Annotated in this window: 20 protein-coding genes and 1 other RNA gene; 17 read left to right on the forward strand and 4 right to left on the reverse strand. The window is 66.4% G+C overall.

The genetic code is table 11. The annotated features are described in order from the left end of the window. Window positions 1-48 precede the first annotated feature (48 nt). Window positions 49-475, forward strand: an RNA gene (gene rnpB, locus ABQZ09_RS10830) — RNase P RNA component class A. Between the two features lie 1,313 nt (window positions 476-1,788). Here the strand turns inward: rnpB and ABQZ09_RS10835 are convergent. The 3 genes from ABQZ09_RS10835 to ABQZ09_RS10845 are packed head-to-tail and all read right to left on the reverse strand — an operon-like array spanning window position 1,789 to window position 3,171. Continuing rightward, window positions 1,789-2,106 (reverse strand): CcdB family protein, encoded by a 318-nt coding sequence (locus ABQZ09_RS10835; protein ID WP_184552866.1) that lies wholly within the window; start codon window positions 2,104-2,106, stop codon window positions 1,789-1,791. Next, window positions 2,103-2,354: a type II toxin-antitoxin system CcdA family antitoxin gene (locus ABQZ09_RS10840; RefSeq protein WP_047697619.1), complete on the reverse strand. Its 252-nt coding sequence runs from the start codon at window positions 2,352-2,354 to the stop codon at window positions 2,103-2,105. The genes ABQZ09_RS10835 and ABQZ09_RS10840 overlap by 4 nt, the downstream gene beginning before the upstream one ends. Before the next feature lie 49 nt (window positions 2,355-2,403). Beyond that, window positions 2,404-3,171 carry an NRDE family protein gene (locus tag ABQZ09_RS10845; RefSeq protein WP_184552864.1) on the reverse strand — a complete coding sequence of 256 codons (768 nt, stop codon included), beginning with the start codon at window positions 3,169-3,171 and terminating at the stop codon, window positions 2,404-2,406. A 323-nt stretch (window positions 3,172-3,494) separates the two neighbouring features. Between ABQZ09_RS10845 and mraZ the strand changes: the two genes are divergently transcribed. The 15 genes from mraZ to lpxC all read left to right on the forward strand — a co-directional run bounded on the left by mraZ (window position 3,495) and on the right by lpxC (window position 21,187). Further along, the gene (mraZ, locus tag ABQZ09_RS10850; RefSeq protein WP_003485296.1) at window positions 3,495-3,941 is read left to right on the forward strand and encodes a division/cell wall cluster transcriptional repressor MraZ; all 447 of its coding nucleotides are present in this window, start codon (window positions 3,495-3,497) and stop codon (window positions 3,939-3,941) included. 14 nt (window positions 3,942-3,955) lie between these two features. After that, window positions 3,956-4,999, forward strand: a complete 1,044-nt coding sequence (gene rsmH, locus ABQZ09_RS10855; protein ID WP_349776935.1) for a 16S rRNA (cytosine(1402)-N(4))-methyltransferase RsmH — start codon at window positions 3,956-3,958, stop codon at window positions 4,997-4,999. Continuing rightward, the gene (ftsL, locus tag ABQZ09_RS10860; protein ID WP_005991913.1) at window positions 4,996-5,259 is read left to right on the forward strand and encodes a cell division protein FtsL; all 264 of its coding nucleotides are present in this window, start codon (window positions 4,996-4,998) and stop codon (window positions 5,257-5,259) included. The genes rsmH and ftsL overlap by 4 nt, the downstream gene beginning before the upstream one ends. Before the next feature lie 55 nt (window positions 5,260-5,314). Beyond that, window positions 5,315-7,186: a peptidoglycan D,D-transpeptidase FtsI family protein gene (locus tag ABQZ09_RS10865; RefSeq protein ID WP_349776874.1), complete on the forward strand. Its 1,872-nt coding sequence runs from the start codon at window positions 5,315-5,317 to the stop codon at window positions 7,184-7,186. Between the two features lie 8 nt (window positions 7,187-7,194). Beyond that, window positions 7,195-8,670 carry a UDP-N-acetylmuramoyl-L-alanyl-D-glutamate--2,6-diaminopimelate ligase gene (locus tag ABQZ09_RS10870; RefSeq protein WP_349776936.1) on the forward strand — a complete coding sequence of 492 codons (1,476 nt, stop codon included), beginning with the start codon at window positions 7,195-7,197 and terminating at the stop codon, window positions 8,668-8,670. Then, the gene (locus ABQZ09_RS10875; protein ID WP_349776875.1) at window positions 8,667-10,223 is read left to right on the forward strand and encodes a UDP-N-acetylmuramoyl-tripeptide--D-alanyl-D-alanine ligase; all 1,557 of its coding nucleotides are present in this window, start codon (window positions 8,667-8,669) and stop codon (window positions 10,221-10,223) included. Before ABQZ09_RS10870 ends, ABQZ09_RS10875 begins: the two co-directional genes overlap by 4 nt. Next, a complete protein-coding gene (gene mraY / locus ABQZ09_RS10880; RefSeq protein WP_010367638.1) occupies window positions 10,213-11,298 on the forward strand; it encodes a phospho-N-acetylmuramoyl-pentapeptide-transferase in 1,086 nt (361 codons plus the stop codon). The genes ABQZ09_RS10875 and mraY overlap by 11 nt, the downstream gene beginning before the upstream one ends. Next, window positions 11,298-12,692, forward strand: coding sequence for a putative lipid II flippase FtsW (ftsW, locus tag ABQZ09_RS10885; RefSeq protein WP_184552860.1), 1,395 nt, complete (start codon window positions 11,298-11,300; stop codon window positions 12,690-12,692). The genes mraY and ftsW overlap by 1 nt, the downstream gene beginning before the upstream one ends. Further along, window positions 12,689-13,951, forward strand: a complete 1,263-nt coding sequence (murG, locus tag ABQZ09_RS10890; RefSeq protein ID WP_349776876.1) for an undecaprenyldiphospho-muramoylpentapeptide beta-N-acetylglucosaminyltransferase — start codon at window positions 12,689-12,691, stop codon at window positions 13,949-13,951. The genes ftsW and murG overlap by 4 nt, the downstream gene beginning before the upstream one ends. Then, a complete protein-coding gene (gene murC / locus ABQZ09_RS10895) occupies window positions 13,948-15,381 on the forward strand; it encodes a UDP-N-acetylmuramate--L-alanine ligase (RefSeq protein WP_228314371.1) in 1,434 nt (477 codons plus the stop codon). Before murG ends, murC begins: the two co-directional genes overlap by 4 nt. After that, window positions 15,378-16,334, forward strand: coding sequence for a D-alanine--D-alanine ligase (locus ABQZ09_RS10900; RefSeq protein WP_349776877.1), 957 nt, complete (start codon window positions 15,378-15,380; stop codon window positions 16,332-16,334). The genes murC and ABQZ09_RS10900 overlap by 4 nt, the downstream gene beginning before the upstream one ends. Before the next feature lie 124 nt (window positions 16,335-16,458). Continuing rightward, entirely contained in the window at window positions 16,459-17,286 is an 828-nt protein-coding gene (locus tag ABQZ09_RS10905) for a cell division protein FtsQ/DivIB (RefSeq protein ID WP_184552852.1), read from the forward strand. Then, a complete protein-coding gene (gene ftsA, locus ABQZ09_RS10910) occupies window positions 17,283-18,518 on the forward strand; it encodes a cell division protein FtsA (RefSeq protein WP_003485272.1) in 1,236 nt (411 codons plus the stop codon). The genes ABQZ09_RS10905 and ftsA overlap by 4 nt, the downstream gene beginning before the upstream one ends. 290 nt (window positions 18,519-18,808) lie before the next feature. After that, complete coding sequence (ftsZ, locus tag ABQZ09_RS10915; RefSeq protein ID WP_039404161.1) at window positions 18,809-20,044, forward strand: cell division protein FtsZ; 1,236 nt, start codon at window positions 18,809-18,811, stop codon at window positions 20,042-20,044. 231 nt (window positions 20,045-20,275) lie between these two features. Then, complete coding sequence (lpxC, locus tag ABQZ09_RS10920; protein WP_349776878.1) at window positions 20,276-21,187, forward strand: UDP-3-O-acyl-N-acetylglucosamine deacetylase; 912 nt, start codon at window positions 20,276-20,278, stop codon at window positions 21,185-21,187. A gap of 314 nt (window positions 21,188-21,501) precedes the next feature. Here the strand turns inward: lpxC and ABQZ09_RS10925 are convergent, their stop codons facing one another. Beyond that, window positions 21,502-21,948, reverse strand: coding sequence for a DciA family protein (locus tag ABQZ09_RS10925; RefSeq protein ID WP_081422662.1), 447 nt, complete (start codon window positions 21,946-21,948; stop codon window positions 21,502-21,504). Between ABQZ09_RS10925 and ABQZ09_RS10930 the strand changes: the two genes are divergently transcribed. Beyond that, window positions 21,949-22,893, forward strand: a complete 945-nt coding sequence (locus tag ABQZ09_RS10930; protein WP_349776879.1) for a M23 family metallopeptidase — start codon at window positions 21,949-21,951, stop codon at window positions 22,891-22,893. Window positions 22,894-23,033: the final 140 nt, after the last annotated feature.

Below are 23,033 nucleotides of genomic sequence, written 5' to 3' on the forward strand. Positions count from 1 at the left end.
TCGCCGTGCCGTTTCGCATGGCGGCGATAGCGTAGAATGCGCCCCGGCGGAGTCGGCCAGACAGTCGCGTCACTCGCAAGAGTGCCGAGGAAAGTCCGGGCTCCATAGGGCAAGGTGCCAGGTAACGCCTGGGCGGCGCAAGCCGACGGAAAGTGCAACAGAAAGATACCGCCTACGTCCCTCGTCACCCCTCTGCCGCCACTGAAGCATGTCGGCGATGCGCAGCATCGCCAAGTGCGTTCGGAGGCTGCAGAGGGGTGGCGAGGGGCCGGTAAGGGTGAAATGGTGCGGTAAGAGCGCACCGCGAGTCCGGTAACGGACCGGCACGGCAAACCCCACCTGGAGCAAGACCAAATAGGGATCCATTGGCGTGGCCCGCGCTGGATCCGGGTAGGTTGCTTGAGCGCTGCGGTGACGTAGCGCCTAGACGAATGACTGTCCACGACAGAACCCGGCTTATCGGCCGGCTCCGCCGCCTTGCTTTGGGCATCGCCCAAAGCGAAGGCGCCCACGCTTCGTACCGCCGCAGGCGGTACAAAACGCGGGTCCCGCTCCGGGCCTTCCACATCCCCGCGGCTGTCGCCGCGCCCCCTTGACTCAAGGGGGCTTGCAGATAGGTCGTCGGCGGGAGTGCCTGCACGTGACCTGGATCAACTCCCTCCCACCGCTTACAACGGTAGGTGCTCGGCTCCCTTCCACCGCTTGCGGGGAAGGTGCCCGAAGGGCGGATGGGGGCAGCATTTCGTGCCGCCTGCGGCGGTACACAACGTAGGTCCCGCTCCGGGCATGCCACATCCCCCGCGGCTGTCGCCGCGCCCCTTGACTCAAGGGGGCTTGCAGATGGGTGGTTGGCCGGGGTGCCTGCACGTGACCTGGATCAACTCCCTTCCACCGCTTGCAGCGTTAGGTGCCCGGCTCCCTTCCACCGCTTGCGGGGAAGGTGCCCGAAGGGCGGATGGGGGCCAGCATTCCGTGCCGCCTGCAGCGGCACACAACGCGGGTCCCGCTCCGGGCATGCCACATCCCCGCGGCTGTCGCCGCGTCCCCTTGACTCAAGGGGCTTGCAGAAAGGTGGTTGGCCGGGGTGCCTGCACGTGACCTGGATCAACTCCCTTCCACCGCTTGCAGCGGTAGGTGCTCGGCTCCCTTCCACCGCTCGCGGGGGAAGGTGCCCGAAGGGCGGATGGGGGCAGCATTTCGTGCCGCCTGCGGCGGTACACAACGTAGGTCTCGCCCCGGGCATGCCAGATCCCCGCGGCTGTCGCCGCGCCCCCTTGACTCAAGGGGGCTTGCAGATGGGTGGTTGGCCGGGGTGCCTGCACGTGACCTGGATCAACTCCCTTCCACCGCTTGCAGCGGTAGGTGCTCGGCTCCCTTCCACCGCTTGCGGGGGGACGGTGCCCGAAGGGCGGATGGGGGGCAGCATTTCGTGCCGCCTGCGACGTTACACAACGTAAGTCCCGGTCTGGGCATGCCAGATTCCCGCGGCTGTCGCCGCGCCCCCTTGACTCAAGGGGCTTGCAGACAGGTGGTTGGCCGGGGTGCCTGCACGTGACCTGGATCAACTCCCTTCCACCGCTTGCAGCGGTAGGTACTCGGCTCCCTTCCACCGCTTGCGGGGGAAGGTGCCCGAAGGGCGGATGGGGGCGAGCTTTTCGCTCTGGCGTCCTGGCGGTAAATCGGGCGTCACGCGCTGGGATGCTGGATCAGCCGATGATTCAGCGTGCGCAACCTGCCGTGATCTGCGTCATGGGCGTCTCGCTCACGCTGCGGTTGCCAGCGTGCCACCTAGCCAAACGAGCGGGTGAACAGCTCGTCCAGGGCGTCGACGATGCGTTGCCCTTCGTCCCTCAACGAACCCGCCGGGTGGCTGAGTACCGAGAGCGGTACCGAGGTCATTTCCAGTGGTTGCAGTACGACGCGCTGGCCGGCGACGACGAATTCGGGGGTGAAGCGGGAGGGAGTCGGGGAGTGCGTGGAGGCGATGACCAACGGGACGACGACGCGGCGGGGGGAGGCATCGAAGATTTTCGATTGGACGACCACAACATAAGGAATGTTCTTGTTGCGTCCGACGTTGGCGTATACATCGAACTGGTCGGTCACAGGGTGGAGAACTCGTCGGCGAAGGCGCCGTGCGCGTCGGTGAAGGCCTTCCATTCGCTTGCAGCGCGTTGCAACTCCATCGCCCGGGCGCTGTGGCTGTCGCGCTCCTTCGTCACGTACTCGGCCAGCAGTTCCTCCACCTTTGCCGACAGGTTGCCGGTCATGGCGCGGGCCTGGGCGGCCAAGTCGGCATTGATGGTCAGGTTGAGGGGCTTTTTTGGTGCGGAGCTATCGTAATAACGGCTCATGACGGGCCTCCTGCGGTCATGCGCACGCTATGCGCATGATTCCGGGCTGTCAATGCGTGCCAGAGATGTCCAGCCGTGTTTCGCCTTGGAAGATGCCGTTCGGGCCGAAGCGGCGTTCGTGGATGAAGCCGCGGCCTTGGTGGTCCACGGCAACGATCGTGCTGGCGCGGGTGCCGTAGCCGACGCCACTGATAAAGGCCGCCGAGAGCAGGCGCTCGGTGGCCAGGTCCACGCCGGTGTGGGGAAGGGCGTGGTCGGGCGCAGTGTCCGGGTTGCCCAGGGCCGTCCACAGCGGCTGCAGATCGCCGCTGGTGTCGTCGCACCAGGCGCGCAAGGCATCGGTCAGGGCGTTGGTCTTGGGCCAGTGCGCGTCCAGCGGCCCGTTGGACATGCCGTGGATACCGGGTGCCAGGTGGCGCGCCAGCGGCGGATGATTGCTGAGGTGCTCGCAGTGCTCGGCATCGCACAGCAGCAGGTTGAACGGTGGGAACTCGTGCGCCGCGGCGGCCAGGTCGCCCGCGTAGGCGCGGGCATCCAGGGTACCGCCCAGGTAGTCGGCAATCAGATGTCCGCGCGAGCGCCCCGAACTGGTGGCCAGCGGGTCGCGCACATTGGTCACTACCGCGACACGGCCGTCGCTGCCCAGCCCGACCCAGCTGCCGCCCGAGCGCAGATCGCGACCGGCCAGCACGCCGTCGGCCGGTGCGGCCCAGCGCGCCAGGGCCGCAGTGGGACGCTCGTGGAATTCGTCGCGGTTGCCGGCCAGCAGCAGGCGCCAGCGCGGGTGGGTTTTCCAGGCGAGAGCGACCAGGCACATGGCGTCGATTGTCCACTGTTTGCGCAGTCGAGATATGCGGCTGGCGCAATGTGAAGTGAGACGAGGGTCGGGTTTACATGCCCTTCACGCCCCTGAATTTTTGTTCAATCTCAAAATCTGAGACGAAACAGCAACTTGTGGATAAGCTTTGAACAAGTCTCTAAAGAGTGCTGCAACTCATTGATGCGACTGGCGATTTGTGACCCGGAAAACTGTTGACAACCTTTGACGCGCTGCTAAGGTGGGCATCGGAGGGAAAACCAGGTGTTTTGTGGTTTTTCGTGGTTCAATGATCCCCCAGCGGGTATTCGAGGTTGCATTCGGTGTTTCAGGGCGAGACTGCCATCACGGTGGACGACAAGGGACGCATGGCGGTGCCAACCGCATATCGCGACCTGGTCGCGCGCGTGAGCGGCAACCGCCTGGTACTCACCTACAACCCGTTCGAAGCCGGTTGCCTGTGGCTGTACGCGGAGAAGGAGTGGGAGCGGGTGCGCGACGATGTGATGTCCAAGCCCAACACCCAGCGCGTGGTCCGCACGCTGCAGCAGAAACTGGTGGGTTCCTCGGCCGTGCTGGAGCTGGACGCCAATGGCCGTCTGAGCATCCCGGCCAGCCACCGCAACGCGGTCGGCATCGAAAAAAAGGCCGTGCTGCTGGGCATGGGCGACAAGTTCGAACTCTGGAGCGAGCAGGCACATCGCGCACTGATCCAGCAGACATTGTCTGACGGGGATCTGGGCGATGAATTGCTCGATCTCAGGTTGTGAGCCGGGGTGCCCGGATGCGCGGTGAAGCGCAGCCCGGTCACCCGGTGTCGCAGCCGCCGGCGGCCCACGTGCCGGTGCTGTACACGCAGGTTCTGGATGGCCTGCAGGTGACCGAAGGCGGAACCTATCTCGATGGCACGTTCGGGCGTGGCGGACACGCACGCGGCGTGCTGGAACACCTTGGCCCGGGAGGTCGACTGCTGGTGATGGACAAGGACCCTGATGCGATCGCAGTGGCCGAACAGGCGTTCGGTGGCGATGCGCGCGTGTCCATCCATCGCGGCAGCTTTGCCGGCCTTGGCCAGGTGGTTGCCGCAGCGACCGTCGACGGCATCCTGCTGGACCTGGGCGTGTCCTCGCCGCAGCTGGACGTGGCCGGGCGCGGTTTCAGTTTCGGCAAGGACGGCCCGCTGGACATGCGCATGGACCCGGACAGCGGCCAGAGCGCAGCCGAGTGGCTGGCCCACGCCAGTGACCGCGAGATCGCCGACGTGCTGTGGACCTATGGCGAAGAACGCCAGAGCCGCCGCATCGCGCGCGCCATCGTGGCGCGTCGTGCCGAGCAGCCGCTACTGCGTACCGCGCAGCTGGCCGACCTGATCGCCTCGGTGATGCCGCGCGGCGACAGCAAGACCCACCCGGCCACACGCAGCTTCCAGGCGATCCGCATCCACATCAATCGTGAGCTGGCCGACCTGGAAGCCGGCCTGGACGCTGCGCTGGGCGCACTCAAGCCGGGCGGCCGGCTGGTGGTGATCAGCTTCCATTCGCTGGAAGACCGCATCGTCAAGCAGTTCATGGCCCGCTACGCCAAGGCCCCACCAAGCAATCGCCGCCTGCCCGAAGCGCAACCCTTCGTACCGACGCTGCAACTGGTCAGCGGCGCGATCAAGGCCGACGACGCCGAACTGAGCGTCAACCCGCGCGCGCGCAGCGCGGTGTTGCGGGTAGCCGAGAAGCTGGGATTCGGGAGTCGTGATTCGGGATTGGAGGAGCGCTCTGCGCGAATCCCCAATCCCCAATTCCCCATCCCGGCGTCTCAAGGAGACGCTGCATGAGCCGCTTGCTGCTCATCGTGCTGCTGGCCTGCAGCATCGCCTCGGCGATCGGGGTGGTGTACATGCGCCACATGCATCGCAAGCTGTTCGTGCAGCTGTCCAAGCTCGAACACACGCGCGATGAATTGAACATCGAATTCGGCCGGCTGCAGCTGGAGCAGGCCACCTGGGCGGAAAGTAACCGTGTCGATCAGGTCGCACGTGCGCGCATCGGGATGAAGTTCCCGGAGACCAACGACATCGTGGTGGTGCGCCCATGACGAATTCGCGCGACAGCCGTTTTGCACGGCCAAGCATTCTGCAGGGAGGTGTGCGGTGAAGGCTGGTCGCAACCGCCCCCGCAGCAATTTCAACCTGCGCGGCCGCCTCACCTTGGTGGGCGTGGCGCTGGGGCTGTGCTCGGTCACCCTGATCGGCCGGGCGGCCTATGTGCAGCTGGTCAACCGCGATTTCTATCAGCGCCAGGGCGAAGCGCGTTACCTGCGTGAACTGCCCATCGCCACCTCGCGCGGCATGATCACCGACCGCAACGGCGAGCCGTTGGCGGTGTCCACGCCGGTGGAATCGATCTGGGTCAATCCGCAGGAACTGCTGCGCAACCCGGACCGCATTCCCGAGCTGGCCAAGGCACTGGGCCAACCGCTCGATGAGCTGAACGCCAAGCTGGCCCAGAAGGCCGGCAAGGAGTTCATGTACCTGCAGCGCCGGATCAATCCGGACAAGGCGCATGCGATCGTCGATCTGAAGATCCCGGGCGTGTTTTCGCAGCGTGAGTTCCGTCGCTTCTATCCGCAAGGCGAAGCGATGGCCCACGTGCTGGGCTTCACCAACATCGACGACCGCGGCCAGGAAGGACTGGAGCTGGCGTTCGACGAATGGTTGCGCGGCAAGCCCGGCTCCAAGAAGGTGGTGCGCGATGCGCGCGGCGCCATCGTGGAGAGCGTGGATCTGGTGCGTCCGGCGCAGCCGGGCAAGGACCTGACCCTGAGCATCGACCGCCGCATCCAGTTCCTGGCCTACAAGGAACTGCGCAACGCGCTGGTCGAAAACAATGCGGCCGGCGGGTCGATGGTGGTGATGGACGTGGCCACCGGCGAAGTGCTGGCCATGGTCAACCTGCCGACCTACAACCCCAATTCGGTGACCGGGATCAACCCGTCGGCGCGGCGCAATCGCGCCGTCACCGACCTGGTGGAGCCGGGATCGACGATGAAGCCGCTGACCGTGGCCACCGCGCTGACCGCCGGCGTGGTGACCAAGGACACCGTCATCGACACCAATCCCGGCTTCATGTCGGTGGGGCGCTTCACCATCCGCGATGTGCCGCGCAACAACGGTGTGCTCAACGTCACCGGCGTGATCACCCGCAGCTCCAACATCGGTGCGGCCAAGATTGCCGCCAAGGTGCCGGACCAGACTTTCTACCAGTCGATCCGCAACTTCGGGTATGGCAGCGCACCGCACAGCGGGTTCCCCGGCGAATCGTCCGGTGTGGTGCTGCAGCCGGCACGCTGGAGCGGCCCGTCCAAGACCACGATGTCGTACGGCTACGGCCTGTCGGTGACGCCGCTGCAGATCGCGCAGGCCTACGCCACGCTGGGCAACGGCGGCAAGCTGACACCGCCGACCTTCGTGCGCGGCCAGCACAACGAAGCCCGCCAGGTGGTGACGCCGGAAGTCGCGCGGCAGGTCATCGACATGATGGAAACCGTGGTCACCCAGGGCGGCGCCAAGGGCGCGGCGATCCTGGGCTATCACGTGGCCGGCAAGACCGGTACGGCACGCAAGAACGGCGCCAACGGCTACGAACGCGGGCATTACAACGCGCTGTTTGCCGGCCTGGTGCCGGCCACGCGCCCGCGCTTTGCCACGGTGATCGTGATCAACGATCCGCAGGGCAAGGTGTATTACGGCGGCCTGGTCTCCGCGCCGGTCTTCCATCGCGTGATGGAAGGTGCGCTGCGCCTGATGGACGTGCCGCCGGACGATATCCAGTCGTGGCTGGCCGCGCAGGCCGCCGGCAAGACCGGCCAGCCGATCGTCAAACCGCAGCCGGTGGATCTGGATCCGGCGCTGGTGCCTGATCCGGTGGATGAAGTCTCGGCCGGTATTCCGACCGCCGTCGCGCCGCCGCCGGCAGCGCCTGCATCCGCGCAACCCGCGCCGCTGCAGGAGAGCCGCCAGTGAGCCGCTCGCTGCCGCTGTCGCAGCTGTTGCCGGACCTGACGCTGGCGCACGACGTGCAGGTGTCGGGCCTGGTGATGGACAGCCGCGCGGTCCGTCCGGGCGATGCCTTCGTGGCCATCGCCGGTTTCGGCGCACACGGGTTGGGCTTTGTCGAACAGGCGCGTGCCAATGGCGCGGTGGCGGTGTTGTTCGAGCCGCCCGCACCGGCCGATCTGCCGGCGCCGGCCGATGCGATCGCCGTGCCGGGCCTGCGCGCGCGGCTGGGCCGCATGGCCGACCAGTTCCATGGCCATCCGTCGCGCGCGCTGCGCATGCTCGGCGTCACCGGCACCAACGGCAAGACCTCCACCGTGCAGCTGCTGGCGCAGGCGCTGACCCTGCTCGGCACACCCACAGGCACGCTCGGTACGCTGGGCGTCGGCCTGTACGGCGCTGCCGTGCCCACCGGCTTCACCACGCCGCTGGTGCTGTCCACGCATGCGCTGCTGGCGCAGCTGCGCGATGAGGGTGCGCAGGCGGTGGCCATGGAAGTCAGCTCGCACGCGCTCGACCAGGGCCGCGTGGATGCGGTGCATTTCGACGTGGCGGTGTTCACCAATCTCACCCGCGACCATCTCGATTACCACGGCGACATGGCGCAGTACGGCGCCGCCAAGGCCAGGCTGTTCACCCGTGCCGGGCTGAAGGCGGCGGTGGCGAATCTGGACGATGGCTTCGGCCGCACGCTGTTTGCCTCGCTCGATCCTGCGCTGCGCGCGATCGGTGTGAGTTCACGCGGGCAGGCCGATGCCGGCGTACATGCCAGCGATCTGCAGCTGGACCACACCGGCATCAATTTCGCGCTGCACATCGCCGGTGAGGCGCATGCGGTGCGCTCGCCGTTGCTGGGGCGCTTCAATGTGGACAACCTGCTGGCAGTGGCTGGCGCGTTGTCTGCGCTGGACCATGCGCCGGCGCGGATCGCCGACGTGCTTGGGCAGCTGCAGCCGATCCACGGCCGCATGAACCGGCTCGGCGGCGCGCACGGCGCACCGCTGGTGGTGGTGGATTACGCGCACACCCCCGATGCGCTGGAACAGGCCTTGGCCAGCCTGCGCTCGCATGCGCAGGACCGGTTGATCTGCGTCTTTGGTTGCGGTGGCGAGCGCGATACCGGCAAGCGCCCGCAGATGGCGGCGATTGCCGAGCTCAACGCCGACGTGGCGATCGTCACCGACGACAACCCGCGCGGCGAAGACGGCGATGCGATCGTGGCCGACATCCTGCGCGGCTTTGCGCACCCGGACGCGGCCATCGTGCAGCGCGATCGCGCGGCCGCGATCCATCAGGCCATCGGCATGGCCAGCGCCGCCGACATCGTCTTGATCGCCGGCAAGGGCCACGAGCCCTACCAGGAAGTCGCCGGCGTGCGGCATGCGTTCGACGATGCCGCCGTGGCCGCGCAGGCCTTGCTGCCGCGCACCACGCTGGGAGTGCGCGCATGAAGCTCACCCCGTTGTCGTTGATTGCGCACTGGGCGGGCGGCGAGCTGCAGGGCGACGACGCCATGATCGATGCGGTGAGCAACGACACGCGCACGCTGTCCAACGGCAGCCTGTACGTCGCGCTGCGTGGCGATCGTTTCGATGGGCACGACTTTGCCGCGGACGCAGTGGCGCACGGCGCCAGCGGGTTGCTGGTGGAGCGCCTGTTGCCGGCGCTGCGCGTGCCGCAGGTGGTGGTGGATAATGCCGAGCTGGCGTTGGCGCGGATCGCCGCCGGGATGCAGCGCGACCGCGCCACCCGCGTGGTTGCGCTGACCGGTTCCAACGGCAAGACCAGCGTCAAGGCCTTGCTGCTGTCGATCCTGACCGAAGCCGGGCGCGTGGACGGCACCACCGTCTATGCCACGCCGGGCAACCGCAACAACGAAATCGGCCTGCCGCTGGCGGTGATCGCCGCGCCGGACGATGCGGACGTGGCGATCTACGAAATGGGTGCCGGCAAGCCGGGCGATATCGCCTATCTCACCGACATCGCGCGGCCGCAGGTCGCGCTGGTCAACAATATCGCGCCGGCGCATCTGGAGCGCCTGGGCAGCCTGCTCGGCGTGGCGCAGACCAAGGGCGCCATCTACGCCGCGCTGCCGGCCGATGGCGTGGCGGTCATCAACGCCGACGACGCGTTCGGCGCCTGGTTCGAGCAGCAACTGCTGGCGCAGCCGCTGCAGGGCCGTGGCGTGTTGCGCTATGGCCTGCAGGCCAGCGCCGACATCAGTGCACGCCAGCTGCGGCTGCAGGCCGACGGTGCAGACTTCACGCTGGTGACGCCGCAGGGCGAGGCGCAGATTGCGCTGCCGCTGCCCGGTCGCCACAACGTACTCAACGCCCTGGCGGCCACCGGCCTGGCGCTCGGCGCCGGCATCGCGTTGCCGGTCATTGCCGCCGGCCTGGCGCAGGCGCGCCCGGTGGCCGGCCGGCAGATCACGCATCGGCTGCCCGGCGGCGCGTTGTTGATCGACGACAGTTACAACGCCAACCCCGGCTCGCTGGACGCGGCCATCGATGCACTGGCTGCCGCACTGGGCGATGGCTGGCTGGTGCTAGGCGACATGCGCGAACTCGGCCCGGAAGGTGCCGCGCTGCATGCCGCTGCCGGCCGGCGCGCACGCGCGGCCAAGTTGCAGCGTCTGTATGCATTGGGCGAACTCAGTGCAGCCGCCGCGCAGGCGTTCGGTGAAGGTGGCCGGGTGTTTGCCACGCATGCGGAACTGATCGAGGCGTTGCGGGCGGATCTTGCCGAAGCCGGGACCGGGGACCCGGGACCGGGGACCCGGGAACAGCAACAGCAACAGCACGACGCATCAGAAAATGCGCAGGAACACGCTTTGATAGAACAACAACAGTCGCAGCCCGCGCCCGCTTCTACGGGTCCGGGGTCCCGGGTCCCGGGTCCCCGCGCCATCACGCTGCTGGTAAAGGGGTCGCGCGGCAGCGCCATGGACCGCATCGTCACCGCGTTGCTCGCACCGGCGGAGGATGCCTCCCATGCTGCTTGAGTTGGCGCGCTGGCTGCAGCAACTGGAGAGCCTGTTCGGGCTGTTCAACTATCTGACCTTCCGCGGCATCCTGGCTGCGCTGACCGCGCTGTTCCTGTCGTTGTGGATGGGCCCTGCGGTGATCCGCAAGCTGGCCCAGTTCAAGGGCGGCCAGCCGATCCGCCAGGACGGCCCGCAGACGCATTTTTCCAAGGCCGGCACGCCGACCATGGGCGGCTCGCTGATCCTGCTCACCGTCACCTTGTCGGTGCTGCTGTGGGGCGACCTGCGCAACCGTTATGTGTGGCTGGTGCTGGCGGTGATGATCTGCTTCGGCGCGATCGGCTGGTACGACGACTGGATCAAGATCGTGCGTCGCGATCCCAACGGCCTGAAGTCGCGCTGGAAGTACCTGCTGCAGTCGATCTTCGGCCTGGCGGCCGGCCTGTTCCTGTACTACACCGCCGACGTGCCGGCGGCGATCACCTTCTACATTCCGATGTTCAAGTCGATCGCGCTGCCGCTGGCCGGCGTGAGCTTCGTGGTGATCGCCTATTTCTGGATCGTCGGCTTCTCCAACGCGGTGAACCTCACCGACGGCCTGGACGGTCTGGCGATCATGCCGACCGTGCTGGTGGCCTGCGCGCTGGGCGTATTCGCGTATGCCTCGGGCAATGTGGTGTTTGCCGAATACCTGAAAATCCCGTTGATTCCAGGCGCTGGCGAGCTGATCATCATCTGCTCGGCGATCGCCGGGGCAGGGTTGGGCTTTCTGTGGTTCAACACCTATCCGGCCATGGTGTTCATGGGTGATATCGGCGCGCTGTCGCTGGGCGCGGTGCTCGGCACCATCGCGGTGATCGTGCGCCAGGAAATGGTGCTGGTGATCATGGGCGGCGTGTTCGTGATCGAAACCCTGTCGGTGATGATCCAGGTGGCCAGCTTCAAGCTGACCGGCAAGCGCGTGTTCCGCATGGCGCCGATCCATCACCACTTCGAACTCAAGGGCTGGCCGGAGCCGCGGGTGATCGTGCGCTTCTGGATCATTTCGGTGGTGCTGGTGCTGATCGGCCTTGCCACGTTGAAGGTGCGCTGATGAACGACATGTCCCGCCAGGCCACGCGACTGGACGCCATCGGCGGTCGTTACGACCCGTGGTTGCTCGGCGCGGCCGCCACGCTCGCCTCGCTGGGCGTGGTGATGGTGGCCTCCAGCTCGATCGAGTTGTCGGATAACCCGTTCTATTACCTGACCCGTCACCTGCTGTTCCTGGGCATCGGCATCGGGCTGGCGTTCTGGGCAATGCGTACCGAGCTCAAGACCATCGAGCAATACAACCAGGTGTTGCTGCTGGCCTGCTTCGGCCTGCTGATGGTGGTGTTCGTGCCGGGGCTGGGCAGCAGCGTCAACGGCGCCAAGCGCTGGATCAACCTGGGCGTGTCCAAGTTCCAGACCGTCGAAGCGGTCAAGGTGCTCTACATCGTGTGGCTGTCCAGCTACCTGGTGCGCTTCCGCGATGAAGTCAACGCCACCTGGCCGGCCATGCTCAAGCCGCTGGGCGTGGCCATCGCACTGGTTGGCCTGTTGCTGATGCAACCGGACTTCGGCTCGTCCACGCTGCTGCTGGCGATCACCGCCGGCATGCTGGTGCTGGGCGGGGTGAATCTGCCGCGCATGTCGATGCCGATCGTGTTCGGCCTGCCGGTGTTCGCCTTCATCGCGATCCTGGAGCCGTACCGCCTGCGTCGTATCACCTCGTTCCTGGACCCGTGGGCCGACCAGCTCGGCTCCGGTTATCAGCTGTCGAATGCGTTGATGGCGGTTGGCCGTGGCCAGTGGACCGGCGCGGGCCTGGGCGCCTCGGTGCAGAAGCTCAACTATCTGCCCGAGGCGCATACCGACTTCATCTTCTCGGTGATCGCCGAAGAGCTGGGCTTCGTCGGCGTCTGCGGTGTCATTGCGCTGTACGCGCTGCTGGTCGGCCGCGCGTTCTGGCTGGGCATGCGCTGCGTGGAAATGAAGCGCCACTTCTCCGGCTATATCGCGTTCGGCATCGGCCTGTGGATCAGCCTGCAGAGTTTTGTGTCGGTGGGCGTCAACTTGGGCATCCTGCCGACCAAGGGCCTGACCCTGCCGCTGATTTCCTCCGGCGGTTCGTCGGTGCTGATGACCTGCGTGGCGATGGGCCTGTTGCTGCGCGTGTCCTATGAAATGGATCGCGCCGAGCGCCTGCGCAGCAAGTTGTCGCCACAGGGTGCGGGCACTGCGGCTGCCGAGCCGGCCGAACCTGTCGCCGACGCGGCGGCGCCGACGTATTCGCCAGCGCGCAAGCCGCAGCGCGAGACCGCTGCGGCCGCCGCGCCGGTGGCCGCCGCGCCGGTGGCCGCCGCACCGGTCGCTGCCGCTTCGGTGGCACCGGCATCAGCGATCTTGCGCGGTACCAGCCGTATGCAGCCGCGTGTGGAACCGACGTTCGGGAGGATCGCATGAGTGTTGATGCGACTGCCTCGCAAGCATCCGCAGTGTCTGCCGGAGCTCGGCCTGTGATGATTCTGGCTGGCGGCACCGGCGGGCATATCTTCCCGGGGTTGGCCGTGGCCAAGGTATTGCGCGCGCGCGGCGTGCCGGTGACCTGGCTGGGCGCCGATGGCGCTATGGAAAACCGTCTGGTGCCGCAGCACGACATCCAGATCGACACCCTGGCCATCAGCGGCCTGCGTGGCAAGGGCGTGGTGAAGTTGCTGGGTGCACCGGTGCGGGTGATGCGCGCGGTGCGCGCCGCCGGCTTCGTGCTGCGCAAGCGCCAGCCGCGTGCGGTGATCAGTTTTGGCGGCTTTGCGGCCGGCCCGGGCGGCCTGGCCGCGCGCCTGCTCGGCACGCCGCTGCTGGTGCACGAACAGAACCGCGCGCCCGGCATGACCAACAAGGTGCTGTCGCGTTTTGCGCGCCGCGTGCTGACCGGTTTCCCGGGCAGCTTCGCCGGCGAGGAAGCGGTCGGCAACCCGGTGCGTGCCGACATCGCCGCACTGCCTGCGCCGGCTGCACGTCTGGTGGGTCGCGATGGCCCGGTGCGCCTGCTGGTGCTTGGCGGCAGCCAGGGCGCACGGGCATTGAATCAGGCCGTACCGGCCGCGCTGGCTGCACTCGGTCACCCGGGTGTCGAGGTGCGCCATCAGTGCGGCGAAAAGCTGCGCGCCGAAGCCGAAGCGTCGTACGCACAGGCAGGGGTCAACGCCAGTGTCGAACCCTTCATCGCCGACATGGCGGCTGCTTATGCCTGGGCCGATCTGGTCGTGTGCCGCGCCGGTGCATCCACGTTGGCCGAACTATGCGCCGCCGGCATCGGCAGCGTGCTGGTGCCATTCGCCGCAGCGGTGGACGACCATCAAACCCGCAATGCCGAATACCTGGTCAGCGCCGATGCCGCCGTGCTGCTCAAGCAGGACGACAGCCTCGCGGTGCGTCTGCAACAGCTCCTGCAGACCCTGCTCAACGACCCGGCCCGTCGCCTGTCGATGGCGCAAGCCGCCCGCACCCTGGCCAAGCCGGACGCCGCCGAGCGGATTGCCGACATCATTCTCCAGGAGGCCGGGAGTGGGGATTCGGGATTGGGGATTCGTAAAGAGCAACAGCACAAGCAGGACAGCATGCAGAAATCCGTTAATGGCAACCGCTCCGCGCAGTTGATCGCCACCAATCCCGAATCCCCAATCCCCAATCACGGCACCTCCGCAGGAGGTGCCCTGTGATCCGCCGTCTGCAGGACAGTGGCGATCTGGTGCGCGCATTTCCGCGCGTGCATTTCGTCGGCATCGGCGGCACCGGCATGAGCGGTATTGCCGAGGTCATGCTGACGCTGGGTTACGAAGTCTCCGGTTCGGACAACTCCGATAACGCGGCGACGCGGCGGCTGGCCAAGCTGGGTGCGCGCGTGATGCGCGGCCACTCCGCCGCCAACGTGCTCGGCACCGATTGCGTGGTGGTGTCCAGCGCCATCCGCGAAGACAACCCCGAGCTGATGGAAGCGCGCAGCCAGCGCATTCCGATCATGCCGCGCGCAGCGATGCTGGCCGAGCTGATGCGCTTCCGCCGCGGTATCGCCGTGGCCGGCACGCATGGCAAGACCACCACCACCAGCCTGGCGGCAGCCGTGCTGAGCGAAGGTGGCCTGGACCCGACCTTCGTCATCGGCGGGCAGCTGCTGGCCGCCGGTGCCAACGCAAAGCTCGGTGGCGGCCAGTGGCTGGTGGCCGAAGCCGACGAGAGCGATGGCAGCTTCCTGCGGCTGAATCCGTTGATGGCGGTGATCACCAACATCGATTCGGATCACCTGGAAAACTACGGCAACGACTTTGCCCGCGTGCAGGCCGCATTCGCCGAATTCCTGCAGCGCCTGCCGTTCTATGGCCTGGCGCTGTTGTGCATCGACGACCCGGAAGTGGCTGCACTGGCCGGCAAGACGCCGCGCCACGTGATGAGCTACGGCATGAGCGAAAGCGCCGACGTGCGCGCCGAGGACGTGGTGCAGGACGGCCCGCGCATGCGCTTTACGCTGCGTCTGCCCGAAGGCACCACCACGCCGGTCACCCTGGCGCTGCCGGGCCGTCACAACGTGCTCAACGCCCTGGCCGCTGCCGCAATCGGTTGGCAGCTGGGCGTGGAGCCGCAGACCATTGCGCGCGCGCTGGAAAATTTCGCCGGCATCGGCCGTCGTTTCAACGATCTGGGCGAAGTCACCACCAGCACCGGCGCACGTGTGCGCGTGGTCGACGATTACGGCCATCACCCGCGCGAACTGGAAGCGGTGTTTGCGGCAGCACGTGGCGGCTGGCCGGACAAGCGTCTGGTCGTGGCCTTCCAGCCGCACCGCTACAGCCGCACCCGTGATCAGTTCGATGCCTTCGCCGCAGTGCTCAGCACGGTCGATGCACTGGTGTTGAGCGAGGTCTACCCGGCCGGCGAAGCGCCGATTCCCGGCGCCGATTCGCGTGCACTGGCACGCGCCATCCGTGCGCGCGGCCGCAGCGAGCCGGTGGTCGTGGGGCAGATTTCCGGCCTGGCCGAAGTGTTGCCCGACGTGCTGCAGGACGGCGACCTGCTGTTGATGATGGGCGCCGGCGATATCGGCTATGTGGCCCAGCACATCATCAACAACGGGTTTGTTGGAGAGCAGGCGTGAGTGCTGTCATCGCCAATGCCCGCACCAGCGACCCGGCCGCATTCGGCCGCGTCGCGGTGCTGCTCGGCGGCACCTCGTCCGAGCGTGAAGTCTCGTTGAACTCCGGCAGCAATGTGCTGGAAGCGCTGCGCGCACGCGGTGTGGATGCACAGCCGGTCGATGGCATTCCGGCATTGGCCCAGGCATTGGTCGCACAGCAGTTCGATCGCGTCTTCAACGTGCTGCACGGCCATAACGGCGGTGGCGAGGACGGCATCGTGCAGGGCCTGATGGAAGCGTTCGGCGTGCCGTACACCGGCTCGGATGTGCTCGGCTCGGCGCTGAGCATGGACAAGATCCGCACCAAGCAGGTGTGGCTGTCGCTGGGCCTGAGCACGCCGCGCTACGCGCGTCTGGCCGCCGGCGCCAGCGCCGACGACATCCATGCCGCGGCCCGGCAGATCGGCTTGCCGGTCATCGTCAAGCCGGCCAACGAAGGCTCCAGCGTCGGCGTCAGCCGCGTGTTCGACCAGGCACAACTCGAAGAGGCGGTGACCCTGGCTGCCCGCTACGACGGTGCGCTGTTGATGGAGCAATTGATCGAAGGCGATGAACTGACCGTTGCCGTGCTCGGCGATACCGCGTTGCCGTCGATCCGCATCGTGCCCAAGGGCCAGTGGTACGACTACAACGCCAAATACCTGGCCGACGATACGCAATACCTGTGCCCGGGTCTGGAGGGCGAAGCCGAAGTGCAGATCCGCCAGCTCGCCCTGGACGCCTTCCGCGCTGCCGGCTGCCGCGGCTGGGGCCGCGTGGACGTGATGCGCGATGGCAGAAGCGGCCAGCTCTATCTGCTTGAGGTCAACACCGCCCCGGGCATGACCAGCCACTCGCTGGTGCCCAAGGCCGCCCACCAGCTCGGCATCGACTTCGAAGAACTGGTCTGGCGCGTGCTGGAGCAGACGCTATGACGCCGGGATTGGGGATTCGGAATTCGGGATTGGTGAACGGCGGCGCCATGCGCGTTGTTGCTGTTGCCGTTGCCGTGACGAATCCCCAATCCCCAATGCCGAATCCCGTGTGCGGAGCACACCCATGAACGCCACCCTGCGCATCCTGGCGTGGTTGCTCGCAGTGGCGCTGGTCGCGTTGCCGGTGGTGGCCGTGCTCAATGGCTGGGTCGGCGCCGAGCGCTGGCCGTTGGCGCGGTTGCGGGTGTCGGGCGATTTCAAGCGGGTGCCGGCCGAGCAGTTGCGTGCGGTGGTCCTGCCATATGCGCGCTCGGGCTTTTTCGCGGTGAAGTTGCAGAGTGCGCAAGACGCCATCGCGCGCCTGCCGTGGGTGGAAAGTGCGCAGGTGCGCAAGCGTTGGCCGGATGTGCTGGAAGTGCACGTGACCGAGCACAAGCCGTTCGCGCGTTGGGGCACCGACCGCATGTTGTCCGAGCAGGGCCGCTTGTTCCGCACCCCGCCGCTGTTGAAGGATTTCAAGTTGCCGCAACTCGGTGGCCCGGACAGCAAGACCCAGGAGGTGGTGGCGCTCTACAACGAGTCGCGCGCGTTGTTCGCACCGACCGGGCTGGATGTGGAGCGTCTTGAAATGGATGCGCGCGGCAGCTGGTCGCTGGGCTTGAGCAACGGCGTGCAGATCGTGATCGGCCGCGACGATGCCCGCGCCCGCCTGCAACGCTTCGCCCGCGTGCTGCCGCAGCTGGCCGACCCGCAGCGCCCGATCGCTCGCGCCGACCTGCGCTACACCAATGGCTTCACGGTTGAAAGGCAGGGATTAGAGAGTGGGGATTCGGGATTGGAAAAAGCGCAGCCCCGGCATCGCGCAACACCTTCCGTACCTCCCGTCGCCCTGGCATTTCCGCGTTTCCCCAATCCCGTATCCCGAATCCCGAATCCCGGCTTTAAGACATGAACCGCAAAGGCGACAAATCCCTCATCGTTGGACTGGACATCGGCACCTCCAAGGTCGTTGCGCTGGTCGGCGAGTATTCGCCCGGCAATCCGATCGAAGTAATCGGCATCGGTTCGCATGAATCGCGCGGTCTCAAGCGCGGCGTGGTGGTGGATATCGAATCCACCGTGCAGTCGATCCAGCGTGCGGTGGAAGAAGCCGAGCTGATGGCCGGCTGCGAGATCCGTTCGGTGTATGCCTCGATCTCCGGCAACCACGTGCAGTGCAAGAACTCGCCCGGCATCGTGCCGATCCGCGATGGCGAAGTGACCTGGAGCGATCTGGAACGCGTGCTCGATGCGGCCAAGGCCGTGGCCATCCCGGCCGATCAGCGCATCCTGCATGCGATTCCACGCGAGTACGTGCTGGACGATTCGCAAGAAGGCATCCGCAACCCGGTCGGCATGACCGGCGTGCGCCTGGAGGTGCACGCGCACCTGGTGGTGTGCGCGCAGTCGGCCGCGGCCAACATCACCAAGTGCGTGCAGAAGTGCGGCCTGCAGGTGGACGATCTGGTGCTGTCGTCGTTGGCCTCCTCGGTGGCCGTGCTGACCGCCGACGAGCGCGAGCTGGGCGTGGTGCTGGTGGACATCGGCGCCGGCACCACCGATCTGGCGGTGTACGTGCAAGGCGCGATCTGCCACACCGCCTCGCTGCCGATCGCCGGCGACCACGTCACCAACGACATCGCGCACATGCTGCGCACGCCCACGCCGGAAGCCGAACAGATCAAGGTGCGCTATGCCTGCGCGCTGGCGCAGCTGGCCACCGCCGAAGAAAGCATCCAGGTGCCGTCGGTGGGCGACCGCCCGCCGCGCCGCATGCCACGGCATGCGCTGGCGCAGGCGGTGCAGGGCCGGTACGAAGAAATCTTCGAGATGGTGCAGGCCGAACTGCGCCGTTCGGGCTTTGAAGAAATGGTGCGCGCCGGCATGGTGCTCACCGGCGGCGCCTCGAAGATGGAAGGCGTGGTCGAGCTGGCCGAAGAAATGTTGCAGATGCCGGTGCGTGTTGGCATTCCGCAGCACGTCACCGGCCTGGGCGAAGTCGTTGGCAACCCGGTGCACGCCTCCGGCGTGGGCCTGCTGCTGATGGGCAGCCAGATCGAACATCCGCGCCGTCCGTCGATCCCGACCGGGCGCGCGGGCAGCTTGTTCAAGAAATTGAAGAACTGGTATCGCGGCGAATTTTGAGGGGTCGGGATTCGGGATTTGAGATTCGGGATTGGAAAGAGCGAAAGAAAAGCAGGGCGGCGGCGAAGATAAGTAGAGAGCGGCGAGCAGGTAGGCGGTAAACTTTTTTGCAGGCATTGCGTCGAGGAGCAGGTGTGGTGAGTCGTTGAGCGCATAGCGCATCGATGACCGCGCAACCGAGGCCCGACTTTCAAACAACAACACTCGCCGTGATGCGGAGTGGGCAGGGACCAACGCTGTTGCGAATCCCCAATCCCCACTCCCCAATCCCGGCTCAAGAGGACACTGACATGGCACATTTCGAACTGATTGAAAAAATGGCTCCCAACGCGGTCATCAAGGTCGTTGGCGTCGGCGGCGGTGGCGGCAATGCCGTCGCGCACATGGTCAACACCAATGTCGATGGTGTGGAATTCATCACCGCCAACACCGACTCGCAGGCGATCAAGAACTGCGGCGCCAAGTTGCAGCTGCAGCTCGGCACCAACGTCACCAAGGGCCTGGGCGCAGGCGCCAATCCGGAGGTCGGCCGTCAGGCCGCGCTGGAAGACCGCGAGCGCATCATGGACGCGCTGCAGGGTGCGGACATGGTCTTCATCACCGCCGGCATGGGCGGCGGTACCGGCACCGGTGCGGCACCGGTCGTCGCACAGCTGGCCAAGGAAATGGGCATCCTGACCGTGGCCGTGGTCACCAAGCCGTTCCCGTTCGAAGGCCGTCGCCGCATGCAGGTTGCGCTGAAGGGCATCGAAGAGTTGAGCCAGCACTGCGATTCGCTGATCACCATCCCCAATGAAAAGCTGATCACCGTGCTGGGCCGCAACGCCACCATGATCCAGGCGTTCCGTGCCGCCAACGACGTGCTGCAGGGTGCCGTGCAGGGCATCGCCGACCTGATCGTGCGCCCCGGCCTGATCAACGTCGACTTCGCCGACGTGCGCACCGTGATGTCGGAAATGGGTCTGGCCATGATGGGCACCGGTTCGGCACGCGGCGACGATCGCGCGCAGGCCGCTGCCGAAGCCGCCATCCAGAACCCGCTGCTGGACGATGTGAACCTGGCCGGTGCCAACGGCATCCTGGTCAACATCACCGCCGGCCCCGATTTCACCATGTCCGAGTTCGACGAGATCGGCCGCACCATCGAAGCGTTCGCTTCCGAAGATGCGACCGTGGTCGTGGGCACCGTGCTCGACCCGGACATGCAGGACGAAGTGCGCGTCACCGTGGTCGCCACCGGCCTGAACCGTGCGGTTGCCCGTCAGACCCAGCGTCCGGACCAGCGCGCCCCGATCAAGCTGGTGCGCAACGCCACCACGGGCCAACCGGAGTTCGGCGACTTCGACGCCTCCAGCGGTGATGCGGTGTCCAAGGCCGTCGGCGGCAGCATGGGCCTGGGCCTGCGTCGTCCCAGCAGCGATTCGGTCGGCAGCAGCCACAGCACCGGCAATTCCGCACCGCCGGCCGCAGACCTGCCCAACGATTACCTGGACATTCCGGCGTTCCTGCGCCGCCAGGCCGACTGAGGGGCGCCGGCGGCGCCGCCACGGCGGCGTCGCCCGTCCCACCCGAGGGTTGCCTCGGGGCTGTAATGCCATGTCCTTTCTGCCGGATCGGTGACCGTCCGGCAGCTTTTGCACTGGCGTGACCGCAGGATTACAGCGGCCGTCACGCGCAACTTGTTAAAATTCGGATAACCTCACCGGATTAGACAGCCGGTTCAGCGTCTGTCTGCATTGTTCCCCCAGACTTCGCATATGACCCAGCAACGCACCCTCAAGAACACCATTCGCGCCACCGGCGTCGGCCTCCACAGCGGCGACAAGGTCTATATGACGCTGCGACCGGCCCCGGTCGACCATGGCGTGGTGTTCCGACGTGTGGACCTGGAACCGGTGGTCGAAGTGCCTGCCGATGCGGAGCTGGTCACCGAGACCACGCTGTGTACCGGTCTGACCTGCAACGGCGCCAAGATCCAGACCGTCGAGCACCTGATGTCGGCGCTGGCTGGGCTGGGCGTGGACAATGTCATCGTCGAACTGTCGTCGGCCGAGTTGCCGATCATGGATGGCTCGTCCGGCCCGTTCGTGTTCCTGCTGCAGTCGGCAGGCATCGTTGAGCAGGACAAGCCCAAGCGTTTCATCCGCATCAAACAGCCGGTGGAAGTGCGCGAGGGCGACAAGGTCGCGCGCTTCGAGCCGTATGACGGCTACAAGCTGGGCTTCACCATCGAATTCAACCACCCGATGATCCCGGCCAAGCAGTCGCGCCAGGAAATCGAGTTCTCCACCTCGGCCTACGTCAAGGAAATCTCGCGCGCCCGTACCTTCGGCTTCATGCGCGACCTGGAATACATGCGCGAGCGCAACCTGGGCCTGGGCGGTTCGATGGACAACGCCATCGTGCTGGACGAGTTCCGCGTGCTCAACGAGGATGGCCTGCGCTACACCAACGAATTTGTCCGCCATAAGATCCTGGACGCCATTGGCGACCTGTATCTGGCTGGCGGCGCCATTCTGGGCGCTTATGAGGGCTTCAAGTCCGGCCACGCGCTCAACAACAAGCTGGTGCGCGCCCTGCTGGCGGATCAGGCTGCCTGGGAATGGGTGAGTTACCCGCCAGGGTCCCAGCAGCCGCCGGTCACCTACGCCAGCCCTGTCTACGCCTGAAGGCGCTGATCGAACCCCGCGCAGCGGGCGACGGACGCGGCCAAGGCCCAGCGTGCAGCGCCCGGCATCCGCTGGTCGTGTCACGCGTGCCATCTACCCTGACGCACCCGAGTATTCGGCAGCGTTTGTGTCAGGGAATGCCGCAATCGGCATTCAAAGTGTGAACTCTGTCGAATTTCAGGCCGGTTCTTAACCTTTATTTAAGACTTCTCTAACTCCTGCGGCCTCCACGCCCGCTAGGATGCGTCGGGTCGTGCGTGGTCTTCGCAATCTTTTCACGCACGGATGGTCGCTTCGAGAAGGCGGCCAGGACGTCACCGCTTGGTCGGTAAGACGTCCTGCAGGGACGCCAGCGCTTCGCGCAGACCTTTGTGCGTGGCTTCGGATACCGGCCGTGGACGGTCGCGGTTCTGCTGTGTTGGGGAATGCAGCGGAGTGCTTGCTGTCTTGACGGTCACTGCGGTGGCCTTCAATCCGAGGGATCGGGCGGCATCAAGGAGTTGGGTCTCGGCAAGCCGCACCTTGGCATGCCAGATCGGTGAATCAACCAGAAAAACGAGCTGTTCGCCTCGGACATTGGCCAACCGGCAACGGGTGGCCAGATGGGGCGGTAACAGGGGACGCAACTGCCGGTCCAGCGCATCGAGCCACAAGGCCCGGCGCAACGGGTCGCCAGCCTTTTCCCCCAGCGCGGCCTCGATGGCCGGTTGTGGTGTGGAGGGGTTGCGTGCGTTGGACTTGGGCTTGGACATGACACTCATATGGCGTTGAAAAAAGTTGTAATCAAATCCCGTCAGACACGGGCAGAACGATTGACCCGGCAGATCCAGGGCTTTGCCGCAGATCGGCCGATGGTCGTCCTGGGCGCGGTACTGGGCCTGGGCATGCTGATGGGCGTCGGCGCGAGTACCGCGACCGGCATGGTGACCAATTCCGCGCTGCAGGCCAAGGTCGCGCAGCAGCAGGCCGAGCTGGCCCAGGCGCAGCGCGCCTCGCAGGCGCAGGTCAACGCGCTGGCGGCCCGCATGGGCGAGCTGCAGGCGCAGGCCACCCGCCTCAATGCGCTGGGTGAGCGGTTGACCGAAATGGGCAAGCTGAAGGACGGTGAGTTCGACTTCGACGAGCCGGTCGGCGTCGGTGGCGGCGACGAGCTGGTCAGCGACATGCCGGTGAAGGAGCTCACCGAGACGTTGGGCCAGGTCGAACAGCAGTTTTCCGCGTCCGGGCAGCAGCTGAACGTGCTGGCCTCGCTGATGTTCGATCATCAGCTCGAGCAGAACGCGGTGCCGTCGCGGATGCCGATCCGCAATACCTACATCACCTCCGGCTTTGGCGGCCGCGCCGACCCGTTCGATGGCGGCTCGGCCTTCCACAAGGGTGTGGATTTCCATGCCAACGTGGGCGACCCGGTGATGTCGGTCGCCGACGGCGTGGTCAGCTATGCCGGCGTGCGCGGCGGCTACGGCAATGTGGTCGAGGTGGACCACGGCAACGGCTACGTGACCCGCTATGCGCACAACTCGCGGCTGGTGGTGAAGGTGGGCGACCTGGTCCGTGCCGGCCAGCAGGTGGCCAGGGCCGGTTCCAGCGGCCGGTCCACCGGCGCACACGTGCATTTCGAGGTCTGGGCGGACGGGCGCGTGGTCAATCCGCGCAAGTTCCTGGGCGACACCAACACGCCGGTGGGGCGCCGAGGGCGCGGTTGACGAAGGCATGGCAGGCTCCCGCGGAGCTGCTTGATTCGTGAAGGCTCGCCCCAAGCTACAATAGGGTGTTGCCATGACAGGGCGCAGTGCGCCCTGTTTCGTTTACGGCGGTCGGGTCTTGGGGACCGGCGTCGGTCAAA

It is taken from the genome of Xanthomonas sp. WHRI 6106 (assembly GCF_040202405.1).
GTDB lineage: Bacteria > Pseudomonadota > Gammaproteobacteria > Xanthomonadales > Xanthomonadaceae > Xanthomonas > Xanthomonas cannabis.

Coding starts and splice junctions, on each gene's coding strand:
- ABQZ09_RS10840 (WP_047697619.1), bottom strand. CDS start 2,354: ATGAGCCGTTATTACGATAGCTCCGCACCAAAAAAGCCCCTCAACCTG.
- ABQZ09_RS10845 (WP_184552864.1), bottom strand. CDS start 3,171: ATGTGCCTGGTCGCTCTCGCCTGGAAAACCCACCCGCGCTGGCGCCTG.
- rsmH (WP_349776935.1), top strand. CDS start 3,956: ATGCGCGGTGAAGCGCAGCCCGGTCACCCGGTGTCGCAGCCGCCGGCG.
- ftsL (WP_005991913.1), top strand. CDS start 4,996: ATGAGCCGCTTGCTGCTCATCGTGCTGCTGGCCTGCAGCATCGCCTCG.
- ABQZ09_RS10875 (WP_349776875.1), top strand. CDS start 8,667: ATGAAGCTCACCCCGTTGTCGTTGATTGCGCACTGGGCGGGCGGCGAG.
- mraY (WP_010367638.1), top strand. CDS start 10,213: ATGCTGCTTGAGTTGGCGCGCTGGCTGCAGCAACTGGAGAGCCTGTTC.
- ftsW (WP_184552860.1), top strand. CDS start 11,298: ATGAACGACATGTCCCGCCAGGCCACGCGACTGGACGCCATCGGCGGT.
- murG (WP_349776876.1), top strand. CDS start 12,689: ATGAGTGTTGATGCGACTGCCTCGCAAGCATCCGCAGTGTCTGCCGGA.
- ABQZ09_RS10905 (WP_184552852.1), top strand. CDS start 16,459: ATGAACGCCACCCTGCGCATCCTGGCGTGGTTGCTCGCAGTGGCGCTG.
- ftsA (WP_003485272.1), top strand. CDS start 17,283: ATGAACCGCAAAGGCGACAAATCCCTCATCGTTGGACTGGACATCGGC.
- ftsZ (WP_039404161.1), top strand. CDS start 18,809: ATGGCACATTTCGAACTGATTGAAAAAATGGCTCCCAACGCGGTCATC.
- lpxC (WP_349776878.1), top strand. CDS start 20,276: ATGACCCAGCAACGCACCCTCAAGAACACCATTCGCGCCACCGGCGTC.
- ABQZ09_RS10925 (WP_081422662.1), bottom strand. CDS start 21,948: ATGAGTGTCATGTCCAAGCCCAAGTCCAACGCACGCAACCCCTCCACA.
- ABQZ09_RS10930 (WP_349776879.1), top strand. CDS start 21,949: ATGGCGTTGAAAAAAGTTGTAATCAAATCCCGTCAGACACGGGCAGAA.